The sequence below is a fragment of the Paenibacillus taichungensis genome (genome assembly GCF_050994985.1).
GTDB classification, from domain to species: domain Bacteria; phylum Bacillota; class Bacilli; order Paenibacillales; family Paenibacillaceae; genus Paenibacillus; species Paenibacillus taichungensis.
Genome location: NZ_CP194720.1, coordinates 68372 through 83073 on the forward strand (window position 1 = coordinate 68372; position 14702 = coordinate 83073).

Below are 14702 nucleotides of genomic sequence, written 5' to 3' on the forward strand. Positions count from 1 at the left end.
ACGTAACCTTGAATTAATCAAAAAGTTCAAAAATGTACTTTGCTGAGAGTATGCACTATTCAGTTCACTAAATAAAGGATGAAACCGCCTATGCCGAGAACGATGGCACCAACGTATACATAGGTAAGTTTGCTCAGATTTTGCTTGGTCCTGCGATCATACTCGGGATTGCTGGTCTGATTCGCTTTTGAATTCCCGATGATCATGGTAGCAATTCCACCGAACAGGGCAATTCCAACAATTAAAATATAGGGCAGCAATGTCATGCGATGACCTCCTTCATTGAAATCAATCGTTCTTTTCATTGTACTTCAAGTTTACCTTGGATGTAAGATTTTATTGATAAATTAAGGAAAATAAAGTCCTTCACTTACAGTATGTATGCAGTGCTGAAAGGAGTGGTTCACTATAATTTTAAAATTTTAAATTTGAGATAAACCTTGTTGTGGCGCGTATTTGCGGCTTTCCTGGACGGAGGCTGCAATTTTTTTTGCCCAGAGAGGTGATCCAGATTGAAGAACCTTGCGTTACACCCTATGAAGACGACGACGAGGAAACAAAGGATAAACAAAACTAACCGAGGAGTGACCACGTAATGAAAATGAAAATGAAGAAATTTATCGCACCCATGCTGAGCTTGACGTTATTGATGCCGGGAATCGCAGGGGCTGCAGCAGCACCACAGACACCAATGACTACAATGAAGGCAAGTGTGAATACACCTTCTGCTGACCTGAGAGCGAGCCTGGATCACCTATTATCCGAACACTTTGCACTCGCAGTAACCGCAATGGCGAAGGCATATGACGGAGCAAAAGATGCAGACGCAGCTTATAAAGCACTCGACCAAAATGCATTGGATATGCAGCCGGCAATCGCTTCCCTTTACGGTGATGCAGGAGCCAAAGAATTCGAACGGATCTTCCGCGCGCATAACAAATATACAGATGATCTTGTGAAAGCAACTAAGATGAGTAACCAGGCTGGAATCAAACAGGCACAGAATAATATCAACGGTTTTGTAGAAGAATTCTCTACATTCCTGAGCACAGCAACGGAAGGCAAATTGCCAAAAGCGGCAGCTAAAAATGCTTTGAAAGTACATGAAGATCTCGTGCAAAAAGTATTTGATGAATATGTCGCTGGTGACTACACCGATGCATACAAAGCTTACCGTGAAGGTTTCAAAGAAATGTTCGATGTGAGTAAAGCACTTTCCACGGCAATCACAACACAAATGCCTGAGAAATTCGAGAACAGCAAAGCAGATACACCAGCAGCTGATCTGAGATCTGCACTGAACCACTTGGCTTCCGAGCACTTCGCATTGTCGGCTCTGCAAATGCAAGAGCAATATGATGGCCGCACAGCAGCATCCAATGCACTGGTTACAGCTGAAGCTGGAAACACAGCGGATTTCAAAGCAGCGATCGCTTCCATATACGGTAATGACGGTGCCAATGCGTTCGAGAAAATTTGGGTAACCAACCACGTGAATGCACAAAGCGACTATGTAACAGCCGTTAAAAACAATGATGCAACGGCTCGTGCAGCTGTCGAGAAACGTATTGACGGATTCACAACAGAGTTCGCGACATTCCTGGATTCGGCAACAGCGGGCAACCTGCCAAAAGCTGCCGGACAACAAGCATTGACTACACATGAGAAGCAAGTACAACAAGTATTGGATCAGTACGCTGCGGCTAACTACGAGGGTTCGTACACGACTAACCGTGAAGGGTTCAAAGTAATGTTTGGTGTAGGTCAAGCCCTTGGTAATGCAATTGTGACGCAATTCAATGATAAATTCCAAGAGCAACCCACTACACCAACAATGCCTGAAACAGATACAACTACCGTATGGATGCAGCTGAACAGCAAAACGCTGAAAATCAATAACAAGACAACCAACATGGACACCACGCCAATGCTCTGGAAAAACACAACCTACATTCCACTGCGCTTCTTGAGCGAAGGAATTGGTGCAACCGTGAAATGGGATAAAAAAGCACAACAAGTAACCGTTATGGCTGGTAATGATACATTGAAGTTCTGGGTGAACAACAACGTTATGGAAGTGAACGGTATGAAGAAAAATGTGGGTGCAACGGTCTTTGTTAACAAAGACGGACGTACACAAGTGCCACTGCGTTTCATCGCTGAGCTTCTTGGCTGGGATGTAAAATGGGCGCAAAAAGATGGCTCGATCACACTGACTAAATCCATGTAATTACTATTTATAAAAGAAGAACGAAAAAAGCTGCCCCATACGGCAGCTTTTTTCTATTGTCGGTTCAGTGCCTTTACCTTCATCATACTTGGTGAACCTGCAATCCAATCTGTATCACATGGACGCAAAAAGGCCACATCAAAATATTCAAATATTTGGTATAATCAAGACAGTCAGAAACCTCGCCGCAACGTGTTATTGATCATGGTTCGGTGGTGTACTGTACATAATCGTAATCACTAGCCCGTTGGAGTCATGTATGTTGTATTATTATTCGGTATGATCAAACAAGAAAAGGGGGTTCAAGCGGATGGACACAGCTTCAAAGCCTGAGCGACGGGCAAAACATATTGATACCCGTCTGTTTATTGCCTGGGCCGTATCAGTCATTGCGACTGGAGGCAGCCTTTATTTTAGTGAGATTAAGGGATACATACCCTGCGATCTATGCTGGTTCCAACGGATCTTCATGTATCCGTTAACGATTTTACTTGGCATAGCCTACTTTAAGGATGATGTGGGAATCACCAAGTATGTTCTTCCGCTGAGTTTTATTGGAGGCGGAATCTCGTTATACCATGTAACGATTCAGCGTATTTACTCGGCTACGGGCAGTTCAGTGGCATGCGGCCAAATTCCGTGTTATACCGATTACTTGAACTGGTTTGGTTTTATCACAATTCCGTTACTTGCACTGATCGCATTTATCATCATTATTGTTATGCTGTGGGGAATTGGCAAAACAGCAAAATCTTCTTCATAAGAAAGGACAGATGATTGATGAGCGGACAAGTCCGTTGGTTCATGCCCTTCATCATTCTGATCCTCCTGACTGTGGGTTGTTCGGAACAGAAGCAGTCCCAGTCAGGTGAGATGCCGGAGATGATCAAGGTGAAGCTCATGGTACCGGACAAGGTGTCCATTAAGGAAAATGTTTCCTTGCAGATCCAGCTTACACAAGGGGGGCAGCCTGTGAATGATGCGGACCATGTGCAGTTTCAAATCTGGAATGAACAGGATGAACCCGAGGCACCATCTCTGGAACAAGGCATGATGAGTGCAGAAGAGCTTGAAGCCAAGGGAGCCATCACCGCGAAATCAGCAGGTGAAGGATTGTATGAAGCAAGCTACGCGTTTGAGCAATCCGGAGTCTATATCGTTCAGGTCCATGTCACTGCTGGTGCAATGCACACCATGCCCCGAACGAAGGTAACTGTGGAAGAATAAATCGATAAATACAGCCCGATAATGTTTACGTACAAGCCACTTCCGGCTGCGTCGTTTATCGGGTTTTTGTATGTGTAATTCGTAATTATAAATTTCTCATTTTTATACCTTGACCTTGAAGTATACTTCAAGGTTTATCCTTGATGTATTACAACATGTTGGAGGTAAGTCGATGAGAATTTTGGAATGGATTTTGGTCATTGTGACGGTTATTAGCGCAGTTGTCATGTTGATGGCTCCCAAACGTCACGCAGTGAAAGTAGGTACGTTGTCAGCACTGGCACTGGTTATTCTATTGCATGGGGTAGTCGATCATTTTCGTGTGCAGCTGCTGCCCACCTATATCGTAGCCCTTGTTTTACTGATTGTATTGGCGATTCAACTACGGAAGTCGGGACGCCGTATGCAGAACACACAAAAGTCGAAACGTCGTTTGTGGTTCAAAACCATCTTGGCATCGATTCTAGTGCTGGCTCTCAGTGCAGGTTCAATTGTGCTGACGTCGCTTTTCCCTGCATTCACGATGCCTGAACCGACAGGTTCATTCGCCATAGGCACCTATTCGCAGCAGTTAACGGATGAATCTCGGGAAGAGACCAAGACGGCTGAAGCGGGTGATAAACGAGAACTTATGATTAATGTTTGGTATCCTGTAGATCAGGAAACAGCCAAAGAATTACCGCTAGAACATTATCCTGCCGAGTTGGGAGAGGCGATCAGTCTCGTATTTGGAATTCCATCGATGGTGTTCAGTTATCTCGATACAATTCCCACGCATGTGGTTAAAGGCGCTGAGGTGTCTGCCGCACAGAGCAAGTATCCAGTATTGCTGTTTTCACCTGGAATACGCTCTGCACGCTTTCAAAGCATGACCGCGATTGAAGAGCTGGTAAGCCACGGCTACATTGTTGTTGGGATCGACCATCCGTATACCTCTGCTCAAGTGACATTCCCGGATGGACATGTTGCTTCTTATGAGCCGGATCCTGACGATCTAACGTCAGAGGAAGTGTATCAACATAATATAGAAGGTGTTGGCATTCGTGCAGCTGACGCAAGCTTTGTACTGGATACGCTCACCCAGTGGAATAAACATGATCCGAATCAACTGCTCGAAGGCAAGCTTGATCTGGATCATGTCGGTATCTTTGGACACTCCTATGGTGGTGCGACAACAGCGGAAGCACTGGCCCAGGATAGCCGTTTCAAAGCAGGACTCAGTTTGGAAGGCGGATTCTGGGGAACTGTATCCACGACAGCCTTGCAACAGCCGTTTATGTATATCATGTCAGGTGGAACAGCCAAAAGTTTTGACCCGAACGCCACTGCCAAGGATAAAGTGTTTTATCCCGAGTTTGAAACGGATTTGGATCGGGTGATGACAAGCAGTCTCAATGACACGTATTACTTGACCGTGGATCATTTCTTCCATCAGAGTTTCACGGATATTCCGTTAATTTCACCTATCATGTTTGCCAAAGGCATAACACCAGAGCATAATGTGGACATTACAAGATCATATACATTGGCCTTCTTTGACCGTTATTTGAAGGGAGAAGAGCAGCAGCCTTTGCTGGAAGGGCCGTCAGAACGTTTTCCCGAGGCGACTTATGATACCAAGTATACCAAGCTGCGGAGCAATCAGGCGGAATAACTCGGAGATGGATGGAGGAGTAGCATGAAAACCATGACAAGAGGAGAGTTAGCCAAACGTACGGGTGTAAGTATGGCAACGCTCCGGTATTACGAGGACAGTGGAATTCTGCCTGCTCCCCGTCGTTCGTCTAACGGATACCGTGTGTATACCGAGGATTATCTGGTTAAGGTCAAATTCATTAAGGATGCTCAATCACTGGGTTATTCCTTAAAGGAAATACAGGATACGTTGCAACTGCTCAGCCAGGAGGACATAGAGAGTGAAGCACTAAAAACACTTGTACGTGATCGAATTGAAGAGATTCAGCTGCATATCGATAACCTGCAGCGGATGCAGACACTTCTTGCAGGGTTGCTTCTGACGCCAGAGCATGATATTCACAATTACATTGAATCTTTCCGAATCAACAAGGAAGATGGCAATTCGTAAGATAACCCTTAAGCCAATAAACACCTTCGAAGATCATCTCTGACGCGTCTTGCGTGAGAGATATCTTTGAAGGTGTCTTTTATGTTTCCGGCTCTTCATAACGATTCAAGCAATTCAAAACAGGCCTGCTTCGCGCAGGAAATGGTGCACAATTTCTGTCTGGTATTTGATCCGGTCTGATCGGTTCAGACTCCAGCAGGTCTCCACGGTAACGGAGCGGGCTTGAAGCAGGCGAGCTGCGGCTGTTCGTGCTGAACCGGGCAACTCATGCTGCTTCAGATTGAAGTGCCTGTCACGAATGGGAATCGACCGATTCATTCGTCCTATAATTCGTTTGCATACCGGAACAGCCTTGCTGCCTGGATTGGTAATCAAGGTTTGTCCCAGTACCCGTGAGCTGCGTTGGGATAATCCATTGGCTTCATGCAGGTCCAGCCACCAGGCAGGTCCATATTGACTGGCAAGTTGAAAGACAGCCGAAGCAAGCGGATGTTTGGCTTTGCCAGAAATATGCCGCGGGAAGGTGCGATTTAAATCAGGTTTTCCTCGGCTTTTGTTACGATAAGCCTTCTGATTCACTCGTGGAATAATAATGAGGAGTCCGCGAACCACGTGTCGACGCCCGGCCATGCAGTCATTAGCCAGCTTCTGCGCAGCGGCCATGCTCGCGGTTTCATTTCCGTGAACTCCCGATGTAATCATGATGACGGGTCCGGGATTCGTGCCTCGAACGAGGTAATAGGGAGTGGCGTGTGCACTGGATGCAGCAAGTGTGTGTTTGGTAACAAGCATGACACTTCACCTCCGCTATTACAGTACGTCATGTCCTTCCCGCATGTAACGGCATTTGAACAGGCCCTCATCCAGTTCTGAATAAAATAGGCCAGTCAGTCAGTACACTCGATGAATAATATCCTCGAAATCCGGTTCCTTCATCTCGACATCCTCAATCTCGCCCCATTGTTCGAGCTGCTTCAGAATGTCCATCGTGCTCCACTCTTTTCGATTTACCTCCACAGTGACGATCTGGTTCTCTGCCCCTGTGATCTGAATGGCGGATGATATAGCGTCCGGGATGTGATATGAACCGCGATACGTAACTCGAATAAGTGTTGGCAGACCGATGGTGTCGCGCAGAGAGGGGATGGAGCCGTCATACGTAAGTTGACCGTGATTGATCACCATCACCCGATTGCATAGTTGCTCAATGTCGTCCATGTCATGGGTGGTCAGCAGAATCGTTTTGCCAAACTCTTCATTTAACGTACGAAGAAATTGACGAATGTTCCGCTTTGCGTTCACATCCAGTCCAATCGTCGGTTCGTCGAGAAAAAGCAATTCCGGGTCATGCAGCATGGAAGCTGCCAGATCAGCACGCATCCGCTGTCCAAGCGAGAGCTTACGGACAGGCGTAGCCCAGAACGATTCCAGATCCAGCAGCTCGGCGAACTGGGCTAATCGTTTCGTTTTGTCCTCGGCACGGACTCCGTACATCTCGGCCAAAATATCATACGAATCCTTCACGGGCAGATCCCACCAGAGTTGGCTGCGCTGTCCGAACACGACACCGAGGCGTCCAACCGTGCGACGTCTTTCCTGGTGTGGATTCATACCACCGAGCAGCACCTCACCCGAGGTCGGATGAAGGATACCCGTCAGCATTTTGATCGTGGTGGATTTGCCAGCCCCATTGGGGCCGATATATCCAACAAATTCTCCTTTGCCAATATCAAAGCTAATGTCTCGAACCGCTTCCTTGGACAGATACTCACGTGAAAACAAGGTGCGAAGCCCGGAAAACCGGCCCTCGCGTACCACAGGGGTTTTGAACTCCTTTTGCAGATGCCGCGCTGTAATCATAGTCATGACGATATTCTCCTCCTTAGCTACCTGTACTTTGATATTTGGTTAAACCAAATTTCCAGAAACGCAGACTTGCGGCCAGACTCAGGACGGCCACAATGACAATGGCACCAAGAACCCATGCACCTAGTTCGCCGCGAAGCAAATAAAGTGACGGAACATAGTTGACGAAACCCACCGGGATTACGGTCAGCAGAATGCCAGACATCCATTTCGGATACAACGTCAGCGGATATTGGGCAGCCGTACGCGCCGCATCCTCGGTGATGGTCTGCAATTCCTCAATGCGTGTGGTCCAAAATCCAAGCGTTGCCGTGGCAAGCCCAATCGAAAAAAGAATGATGGCACCGGTCAAAATGACGAGCAGTGAGAAGGGGATGACAGTCCAGCTGATCTGTCCGCTATGCATCATGCCTGCCAGAGACCAACAGAGAATAAACCCGCCTTGTAACACTTCACCAGCCATGATGCGGAAGTTTTGTGGCAGTAAAGCCAGCAATACGGGCATAGGACGGGTTAACAGTTGATCGAGTTCGCCGCCGACCAGATATTTTTCCAAATGATGCACTTCGTTGCCAAACGTTCGATATAACGTCTTGGACAGGGTCATGATCGCGAAGAGGTAACCAATCTCATGAAGGGACCAGCCTTTAATGGCTCCGAATTTGTGCAGCACCAGAGCAACCATCAGAAACTCGGAGATTTGAATCAATGCGGCCAGAACGGAGGCCATGACGAAATTGAACTTGTATTGCATCCGACTGCAGATGCTTGTTCGAATGAGCATTTTATATAAAGTGAACCAGGAAGTTGTTTTCATCCGCCCTGCACCTCCACTTTACGGCGCAGTACCTGGGTGATCGCCAGACAGACGAATGTCATGAGGACGCACCAAATCAAGGTTCCCCATAGTAAGGAGCCATTTTCATAACCCAGATAGATTCGGGTCGGGACATAGAGCAGGAAAGGATAGGGAGATAACCAAGCAATTCGTTCCAACCAGTCTGGCAGCCATTCCAGCGGGATGAAGAAACCAGCGAGCAGATTCATCATGGCGTGATTGCCCCAATGCAGCCAGGAGGACTCCGTCGTCCACATCGCGGTGGCGCCAATAATGTAATTCATACAGATGGATAAATAGGATGCGCCGGCAAGACCAATTGCGGCAAATAACAGGGTTGAAGCTTCTGAGGGCCATTGCAGAGAAAATACGATGGAGAAGAGTAGGTAAATTGGAATGCTTTTGTACACGAACTGGTAGGCAATCTGCCCCCATTCACGTGCCATCAGGTGGGTGAACAGATGAACCGGCCTCATGAGATCAAGCGCGATCTGCCCTGTCCTGACCGTGAGTGGAATACCAAGTCCATTGGTGAGAAAACCCGAGATCCAGAGAGAGGATTGCGTAAACGCAATGTAACTGATCATCCCCTGTGTCCCGTATTCTCCGAGAGAGTGATCGGCCCCGATGCCAATCCAGAGACAGGCATACATGTAACCGAACATGGCGCTTGCCAGGTTATGTACCATGTGGGCCCCGCGGTATTGCAGGTTCCGGGAGTAGGCTTTGGAAGCCAGAGTGAAATAAAGCATGTGACACCTCCGATAAGTTGGTTGAACGGCGGTTCCGTTCACTTCAGTCAAGGCGAAAAAGAGAGAAGGACAACAGCATACCAATATATTCCTTCACAGGCAAGACATTTTTTTGGCATATACCGGAAGAAAAGAGGCTGTTCAACAATGCGCCACAAGACAGTGGTTTGTCCGTTCCTTTATAATTGGGGAGCAAAGACGCAAACGTTTACAATATGAACTATTCAAATTTTAAATAATCCGCCGGGCATGTGCCTGACGATTGAGGATACAGCTTCAACAATCCGGCAAGAGAGAAGGTTGGAATGAGGAAAATTGCATGGGTCACGGACAGTACGAGCACACTCGATCCGCTATTTGCTGAGCAGAATCATGTGTACATCGTACCGCTGCGCATCGTTTTTGGAGAGGAATGTTATCGGGAGACAGAAGACATCTCGTCGGAATTGTTCTATGAGAAACTGGATGGGGCTTCACGCGCAAGCAGTTCACAGCCGCCGATTGGTGAATTTATTGAACTGTATGAGTCGTTGAAGGACCAGTACGATGAGATCATTACCATTCATTGCTCCACTGCGCTTAGCGGTACGCTGCACACATCAATGCAGGCTGCCGAGATCGCAGGTGTGAAGGTTACCGCCATCGATTCCAGAGCAGGCGCTTATCCGCTGCGGGAGATGATTTTGCAAGGACTGGAATGGCAGAAGCAAGGCTATACAGCTGCCGAGATCAAACTTCACATCGAACAGATGATAGATAACATGTCCTTTTACCTCATTCCGGCCAGTCTTCAGCATTTACACCGCAGTGGGCGTGTGTCGGGAACCCAGCTTATTCTTAGCCAATTGTTGAAAATTCATCTGCTGCTTCGATTCGAAGAGGGCAAAGTGGTTGTGAATGAGAAAATTCGTACGTTCAAACGGGCCAAACAGCGTATGCTGGATGTGCTCAAGGTGGATATGGGGAAAGTGAAGCATGTATGCATCATGCATGCAAACAATCAGGAAGAAGCCGTTACAATCAAACAGCAGATTGCTGATCTGCTTCCCCGCCTGAAGACGGAAATTATGCCTTTTATACCTGTGGTAGGAATTCATGCAGGTGCGGGAACGATTGGGCTGTGCTGGATACGAAGCGAGACGGTATAAGGTTGTAAATGAGACCTGGCAGGAGGTTCACTTTGAAACATGAAGTGGCGATCCTGTCGGGTTTTTCGTATTTCATTGCCAATTGATGCAAACTGTGAGGTAATAAAGGAAAACGTTCATGTTGGAGGGAATAGCGTGTCAAGTTATCGCGTGCTGCTTGTTGAAGATGATCGCTCAATTAGTGAAATGGTCGGTCCTTATTTGGAAAAAGAGGGCTATGACGTCTCTTATGCATATGACGGACTGGAGGCGGAACATCAATTCAGCCAATCACCGTTAGAATATGACTTGGTCATTCTCGACCTGATGCTACCACACAAAAATGGGATGGAAGTGCTCCAGACCATCCGTGCTACCAGTCTGGTGCCAGTGCTCATCCTGTCTGCTAAGGACGGAGAGGTGGACAAGGCCCTCGGCCTGGGATTTGGCGCTGATGATTACTTGAGCAAACCATTCTCGCTGATCGAGCTGACCGCTCGGATCAAGGCGGCTATTCGTCGTGCCAACTATACCGCACAGCCTGCAACGGAAACTACTCCAAAGCCACAGCGCATTCACATTGGCGGACTTGTGGTTGATACGGAAACGTATGAGGTCGAGCGTGATGGCATACCTGTAAAGCTTACTTCCAAGGAATTTGGTATTCTCAAAATGTTTGTCACCCACCCTGGCAAAGTATTTACCAAAGCTCAAATCTACGCTTCGGTCTGGAATGATCATTATTATGGCGACGAAAATATCATTAATGTTCATATGCGTCGTCTGCGCGAGAAGCTGGAAGTTGATCCCTCCAACCCCCGGTATATTAAAACATTGTGGGGTATCGGTTATAAGCTGGAGGTGGACCCTGCGTGACGTTGATCTTTACCTTTTCTACCGGGATATTGGCCCTTATCGTCATTCTATTAAGCATAAGGCTGCATAAACGTAGTACACATCTAACTTACATACATGAGAAATTGACCTCTATTATAGATAAGAACACATTTGAACGCCTGCTCGTCTTCAACAGTGACCCCCAGATAAGCCAGCTCCTTAAGGACATGAATCAGTTACTGGATCATGCTCATCGGGCTGAGGCGGGTTATGCCAATCAGGAGAAGGAGATGCGCAACATGCTCTCCAATATCTCACATGATCTGAAGACGCCACTTACGGTTGTGCTTGGTTATAGTGAAACGCTGCTGCATAGCAATTCACTAACCGATCAGGAACGTGTGATCATGACCGGCAAAATCCAGGATAAGGCGCAGGAAGTGCTGCGTCTGATTCATTCCTTTTTTGATCTGGCGAAGCTGGAGTCGGGGGATAGCGAGCTTGCTCTGACCAGAGTTAATGTAAGCGAATTGTGTCGCTTGAAGATGATCTCTTTTTATGACATGTTAACGAATCTGGGGCTGCAAGTGGAGCTATCCATTCCGGAAAGTGATGTCTTCGTGAAAGGCAATGAGGAAGCGCTGGACCGTGTGCTGGATAATCTAATCACAAATGCTATGAAATATGGAGCAGATGGCAAGGTACTTGGCCTTTCACTGGAGTATTCAATAGGGGAACAGGTGACACTTAACATCTGGGATCGGGGCAAGGGCATTCCTGAACAGGAGCACAGCCGTGTATTTGAACGTATGTATACGCTGGAGGATTCTCGTAATCGTCTCTATCAAGGCAGTGGTCTGGGTCTGACCATTACGAAGCGGCTGGTGGAGCGGATGGGCGGAAGTATTGAGCTGCATAGCGTACCTTTTGTACGAACTGTATTTTCGGTTTCTTTGAAACCTTGTTAGGTACATTTTGTAGTTTTCACGATAAGCTTAAGGTTTTTGTAAGATTTGATTAATAAAAAAGAAGACTTTTCTCTTTACAATACAGATATAAGAACCCGTCAGGGACGAACGTAAAGGAGAATATGAACATGACCTATATTGCGCGGACGATAGGTGTGACCAAGACGTATGCAGGGGCAGAGGTTGTATCAAACGTCAATATGAGTATCAAGCAAGGGGAGATCTACGGGTTTCTTGGTCCGAATGGAGCGGGGAAAACAACAATGATGAAGATGCTCACCAATCTCGTGAAGCCGACTATAGGTGAGATTGAATTGTTCGGAGAAAAGCTCACGCCTACTTCCTATGAATTGCTGAAACGAATGGGCAGCATCATTGAATATCCTTTTTTTTACGATAATTTGTCCGCCAAGGAAAATCTGGATCTCCATTGTGAATACATGGGGTTTCATAACAAGAAGGTCATTAACGACATGATGGAAAGTGTAGGTCTCAAGGACACAGGCAAGAAGCCTATTCGTGACTTCTCTCTGGGAATGAAACAGCGTCTGGGCATCGCTCGTGCGCTGATCACAACACCGGAACTGCTCATTCTGGATGAACCGATCAACGGGCTCGATCCCGTAGGCATCAAGGAGATGCGCGATTTGTTCAAACGTCTCAGCTCCCAGTATCGCATTACCTTGTTGATCTCCAGCCATATCCTCGGGGAAATCGAACAGGTTGCAGACACCGTCGGGGTCATACGAAATGGGCGTCTGGTTGAAGAAGTATCGATGGACAGCATTCGTGGGAGCCACAGCGAGTATATTGAGCTGCAAACGTTGGACCCGCGTAAAGCGACCTATGTGATGGAACATCAGCTGGGGTTGAAAAATTATAAAATGATCGATGACCATACCGTACGTATCTATGATCCGGGCATTGCTCCATCGGAATTGACAAGCAAGCTGATCGGGCATGGCGTTGAGATTGAATCCATTTTCAAGCGAGCTCATTCATTGGAAGAACACTTCATGAGCTTAATGAAAGGGGATGGGGACGTTGCTTAAACTGATCCAGCTGGAACTGCGCAAACATCGGTTTGCCCGAAATTTCAGAACGGCAGGTATCGCCAATCTCGCCCTAATCCTGTTTCTCATCATGATTGGATTCACCGATCAGGGGGCTGAAGATTACGCTTTTGCCGATTACCACGTCTCCTTCATGTTAATAGATACGTTTGCCAGAGCCGTGTTTATTATCTTTGGCGGTGCGCTGATAGCGAAACTGATCATTAGTGAGTATCGAAATAAAACGATGAACGTCATGTTTACCTATCCAATCAAGCGCCAGAAAATTATTGCTGCCAAACTCATCATTGTCTTTGTGTTTACCTTTGTAATGATTTTGTTTACCGATCTGCTGATGGGAGCCTTGCTGGTTATCACAAACCAATTCTACTCCTTCATTCCCGACACCTTGACGATGAGTGATGCACTGGTACTGCTGCTGAAGTATACGATTAGTTCCTTGTCCGCTGCGGCCATGGCTCTGATCCCTCTATTCTTCGGAATGCGTAAACATTCGGTCACGACCACACTGGTATCATCCATTCTGCTTGTACTTGTGGTGTGTTCAGGATTCAACGGGCCTACGTTCTCCATCAACACGCTTATCGTGATTCCATTAACACTGGGGGCAATCGGACTGTGGATTGCTTCGCTGTCCATGATTCGTCTGGAGACAAAAGATGTGAACTGATTCCTTTGGAAACCATACTCCGTATGGCTTCACATGCCATTGACATCTGCTCGTACAAGGGATAGGATAATGTCAACTGAAGGACGAAGGAGAATGCAACTACCATGACGATTCCAAAAACATTAACAATCGCTGGTTCGGATACGAGCGGCGGTGCTGGGATTCAAGCAGATTTGAAAACTTTTCAGGAGCTTGGTGTGTATGGCATGACTGTGCTGACTACTGTTGTGGCTATGGAGCCTGATACGTGGGATCACCAGGTCTTTCCTGTGGAATTAAATGTAGTCGAGGCTCAACTGCGCACCGTTCTGGATGGTATCGGCTTTGATGCAATGAAGACGGGGATGCTGGGTTCTGTAGACATCATTGAATTGGTTGCGAAGCACATCCGCCGGAGCGGACTGCCACAGATCGTTATCGATCCGGTAATGGTCTGCAAAGGTACGGACGAAGTGTTGCAACCTGAGAATACAGAAGCAATGATCGAATTCCTGTTGCCAGGTGCTGATCTGGTTACCCCGAATCTGTTTGAAGCATCACAGCTCGCGAAAAGTGGACTGATCCGCTCCAAGGAGCAGATGGAAGCTGCAGCAGCTGTCATTCATGACCATGGGGCGAAGCATGTCCTGATCAAGGACAGAGGCGTTATTAACCCGGGCAAAGCAATGGATCTTCTCTATGACGGAACGAACTACGAATGGTTTGAAGCCGATGTTGTTGGCTCCGGATATACACATGGTGCAGGCTGCACCACATCTGCGGCAATTACCGCAGGTTTGGCGCGCGGTCTTACCGTAAAAGAGGCTGTTCGTGAAGGTAAAGCCTTCGTGACCAAAGCGATTGCTGGCGGATTCCCGCTGAACCGCTTTGTTGGCCCAACGTTACATGTAGCACACCGACTGGAGAATCAACGCTAAGCGGTGCGCACATGTAGTGTGTAATCGCGGAGAAAAACGTGGTCTCAGCCGGAAGTAGCTGTCAATGAGCAGAGGATTGCTCGTTGACGGCTTCTTTTTTGTGCGAAAACG

The 14702-nt window shown here is 47.2% G+C and carries 16 protein-coding genes; 11 read left to right on the top strand and 5 right to left on the bottom strand.

The genetic code is table 11. From position 1 onward, the window contains the following. Nucleotides 1-59: 59 nt before the first annotated feature. A complete protein-coding gene (locus ACR1R9_RS00355; protein WP_076291194.1) occupies nucleotides 60-266 on the bottom strand; it encodes a hypothetical protein in 207 nt (68 codons plus the stop codon). A 335-nt stretch (nucleotides 267-601) separates the two neighbouring features. On the opposite strand from ACR1R9_RS00355, the gene ACR1R9_RS00360 reads away from it, so the two are divergent. The 5 genes from ACR1R9_RS00360 (at nucleotide 602) to ACR1R9_RS00380 (ending at nucleotide 5543) form a co-directional block, all read left to right on the top strand. Next, on the top strand, nucleotides 602-2230 hold the full coding sequence (locus ACR1R9_RS00360; RefSeq protein WP_433923773.1) for a copper amine oxidase N-terminal domain-containing protein: 1629 nt from the start codon (nucleotides 602-604) through the stop codon (nucleotides 2228-2230). Between the two features lie 310 nt (nucleotides 2231-2540). Further along, nucleotides 2541-2993: a disulfide oxidoreductase gene (locus ACR1R9_RS00365; protein WP_099858539.1), complete on the top strand. Its 453-nt coding sequence runs from the start codon at nucleotides 2541-2543 to the stop codon at nucleotides 2991-2993. Nucleotides 2994-3010: 17 nt separating this feature from the next. Next, complete coding sequence (locus ACR1R9_RS00370) at nucleotides 3011-3457, top strand: FixH family protein (protein ID WP_099858540.1); 447 nt, start codon at nucleotides 3011-3013, stop codon at nucleotides 3455-3457. 172 nt (nucleotides 3458-3629) lie between these two features. Then, the gene (locus ACR1R9_RS00375) at nucleotides 3630-5111 is read left to right on the top strand and encodes an alpha/beta hydrolase family protein (protein WP_433921938.1); all 1482 of its coding nucleotides are present in this window, start codon (nucleotides 3630-3632) and stop codon (nucleotides 5109-5111) included. Between the two features lie 24 nt (nucleotides 5112-5135). Then, nucleotides 5136-5543 carry a MerR family transcriptional regulator gene (locus ACR1R9_RS00380; RefSeq protein WP_433921937.1) on the top strand — a complete coding sequence of 136 codons (408 nt, stop codon included), beginning with the start codon at nucleotides 5136-5138 and terminating at the stop codon, nucleotides 5541-5543. Nucleotides 5544-5657: 114 nt separating this feature from the next. Here the strand turns inward: ACR1R9_RS00380 and ACR1R9_RS00385 are convergent, their stop codons facing one another. The 4 genes from ACR1R9_RS00385 to ACR1R9_RS00400 form a co-directional block, all read right to left on the bottom strand. Then, on the bottom strand, nucleotides 5658-6335 hold the full coding sequence (locus tag ACR1R9_RS00385; protein WP_433921936.1) for a deacylase: 678 nt from the start codon (nucleotides 6333-6335) through the stop codon (nucleotides 5658-5660). Nucleotides 6336-6434: 99 nt separating this feature from the next. Next, nucleotides 6435-7403 carry an ABC transporter ATP-binding protein gene (locus ACR1R9_RS00390; protein ID WP_076291288.1) on the bottom strand — a complete coding sequence of 323 codons (969 nt, stop codon included), beginning with the start codon at nucleotides 7401-7403 and terminating at the stop codon, nucleotides 6435-6437. 22 nt (nucleotides 7404-7425) lie between these two features. Then, nucleotides 7426-8226 carry an ABC transporter permease gene (locus ACR1R9_RS00395; protein WP_433921935.1) on the bottom strand — a complete coding sequence of 267 codons (801 nt, stop codon included), beginning with the start codon at nucleotides 8224-8226 and terminating at the stop codon, nucleotides 7426-7428. Further along, entirely contained in the window at nucleotides 8223-8999 is a 777-nt protein-coding gene (locus ACR1R9_RS00400) for an ABC transporter permease (RefSeq protein ID WP_024631448.1), read from the bottom strand. The genes ACR1R9_RS00395 and ACR1R9_RS00400 overlap by 4 nt, the downstream gene beginning before the upstream one ends. Before the next feature lie 305 nt (nucleotides 9000-9304). Here ACR1R9_RS00400 and ACR1R9_RS00405 point away from each other — a divergent pair, with 305 nt between their 5' ends. The 6 genes from ACR1R9_RS00405 to thiD all read left to right on the top strand — a co-directional run bounded on the left by ACR1R9_RS00405 (nucleotide 9305) and on the right by thiD (nucleotide 14591). After that, nucleotides 9305-10147 (top strand): DegV family protein, encoded by an 843-nt coding sequence (locus tag ACR1R9_RS00405; protein ID WP_433921934.1) that lies wholly within the window; start codon nucleotides 9305-9307, stop codon nucleotides 10145-10147. A gap of 135 nt (nucleotides 10148-10282) precedes the next feature. Then, on the top strand, nucleotides 10283-11002 hold the full coding sequence (locus tag ACR1R9_RS00410; protein WP_433921933.1) for a response regulator transcription factor: 720 nt from the start codon (nucleotides 10283-10285) through the stop codon (nucleotides 11000-11002). Next, nucleotides 10999-11931, top strand: coding sequence for a sensor histidine kinase (locus ACR1R9_RS00415; RefSeq protein ID WP_375165358.1), 933 nt, complete (start codon nucleotides 10999-11001; stop codon nucleotides 11929-11931). The genes ACR1R9_RS00410 and ACR1R9_RS00415 overlap by 4 nt, the downstream gene beginning before the upstream one ends. A 128-nt stretch (nucleotides 11932-12059) precedes the next feature. After that, nucleotides 12060-12983 (top strand): ABC transporter ATP-binding protein, encoded by a 924-nt coding sequence (locus tag ACR1R9_RS00420; protein ID WP_433921932.1) that lies wholly within the window; start codon nucleotides 12060-12062, stop codon nucleotides 12981-12983. Then, the gene (locus tag ACR1R9_RS00425) at nucleotides 12976-13674 is read left to right on the top strand and encodes an ABC transporter permease (protein WP_076291203.1); all 699 of its coding nucleotides are present in this window, start codon (nucleotides 12976-12978) and stop codon (nucleotides 13672-13674) included. The genes ACR1R9_RS00420 and ACR1R9_RS00425 overlap by 8 nt, the downstream gene beginning before the upstream one ends. Before the next feature lie 104 nt (nucleotides 13675-13778). Next, nucleotides 13779-14591, top strand: a complete 813-nt coding sequence (gene thiD, locus ACR1R9_RS00430; RefSeq protein WP_063567104.1) for a bifunctional hydroxymethylpyrimidine kinase/phosphomethylpyrimidine kinase — start codon at nucleotides 13779-13781, stop codon at nucleotides 14589-14591. Nucleotides 14592-14702 lie beyond the last annotated feature (111 nt).

Excerpts from the sequence above, each read along its gene's own strand:
- ACR1R9_RS00355 (WP_076291194.1), bottom strand. The coding sequence starts at position 266 with ATGACATTGCTGCCCTATATTTTAATTGTTGGAATTGCCCTGTTCGGT.
- ACR1R9_RS00360 (WP_433923773.1), top strand. The coding sequence starts at position 602 with ATGAAAATGAAGAAATTTATCGCACCCATGCTGAGCTTGACGTTATTG.
- ACR1R9_RS00365 (WP_099858539.1), top strand. The coding sequence starts at position 2,541 with ATGGACACAGCTTCAAAGCCTGAGCGACGGGCAAAACATATTGATACC.
- ACR1R9_RS00370 (WP_099858540.1), top strand. The coding sequence starts at position 3,011 with ATGAGCGGACAAGTCCGTTGGTTCATGCCCTTCATCATTCTGATCCTC.
- ACR1R9_RS00375 (WP_433921938.1), top strand. The coding sequence starts at position 3,630 with ATGAGAATTTTGGAATGGATTTTGGTCATTGTGACGGTTATTAGCGCA.
- ACR1R9_RS00380 (WP_433921937.1), top strand. The coding sequence starts at position 5,136 with ATGAAAACCATGACAAGAGGAGAGTTAGCCAAACGTACGGGTGTAAGT.
- ACR1R9_RS00385 (WP_433921936.1), bottom strand. The coding sequence starts at position 6,335 with ATGCTTGTTACCAAACACACACTTGCTGCATCCAGTGCACACGCCACT.
- ACR1R9_RS00390 (WP_076291288.1), bottom strand. The coding sequence starts at position 7,403 with ATGATTACAGCGCGGCATCTGCAAAAGGAGTTCAAAACCCCTGTGGTA.
- ACR1R9_RS00395 (WP_433921935.1), bottom strand. The coding sequence starts at position 8,226 with ATGAAAACAACTTCCTGGTTCACTTTATATAAAATGCTCATTCGAACA.
- ACR1R9_RS00400 (WP_024631448.1), bottom strand. The coding sequence starts at position 8,999 with ATGCTTTATTTCACTCTGGCTTCCAAAGCCTACTCCCGGAACCTGCAA.
- ACR1R9_RS00405 (WP_433921934.1), top strand. The coding sequence starts at position 9,305 with ATGAGGAAAATTGCATGGGTCACGGACAGTACGAGCACACTCGATCCG.
- ACR1R9_RS00420 (WP_433921932.1), top strand. The coding sequence starts at position 12,060 with ATGACCTATATTGCGCGGACGATAGGTGTGACCAAGACGTATGCAGGG.
- thiD (WP_063567104.1), top strand. The coding sequence starts at position 13,779 with ATGACGATTCCAAAAACATTAACAATCGCTGGTTCGGATACGAGCGGC.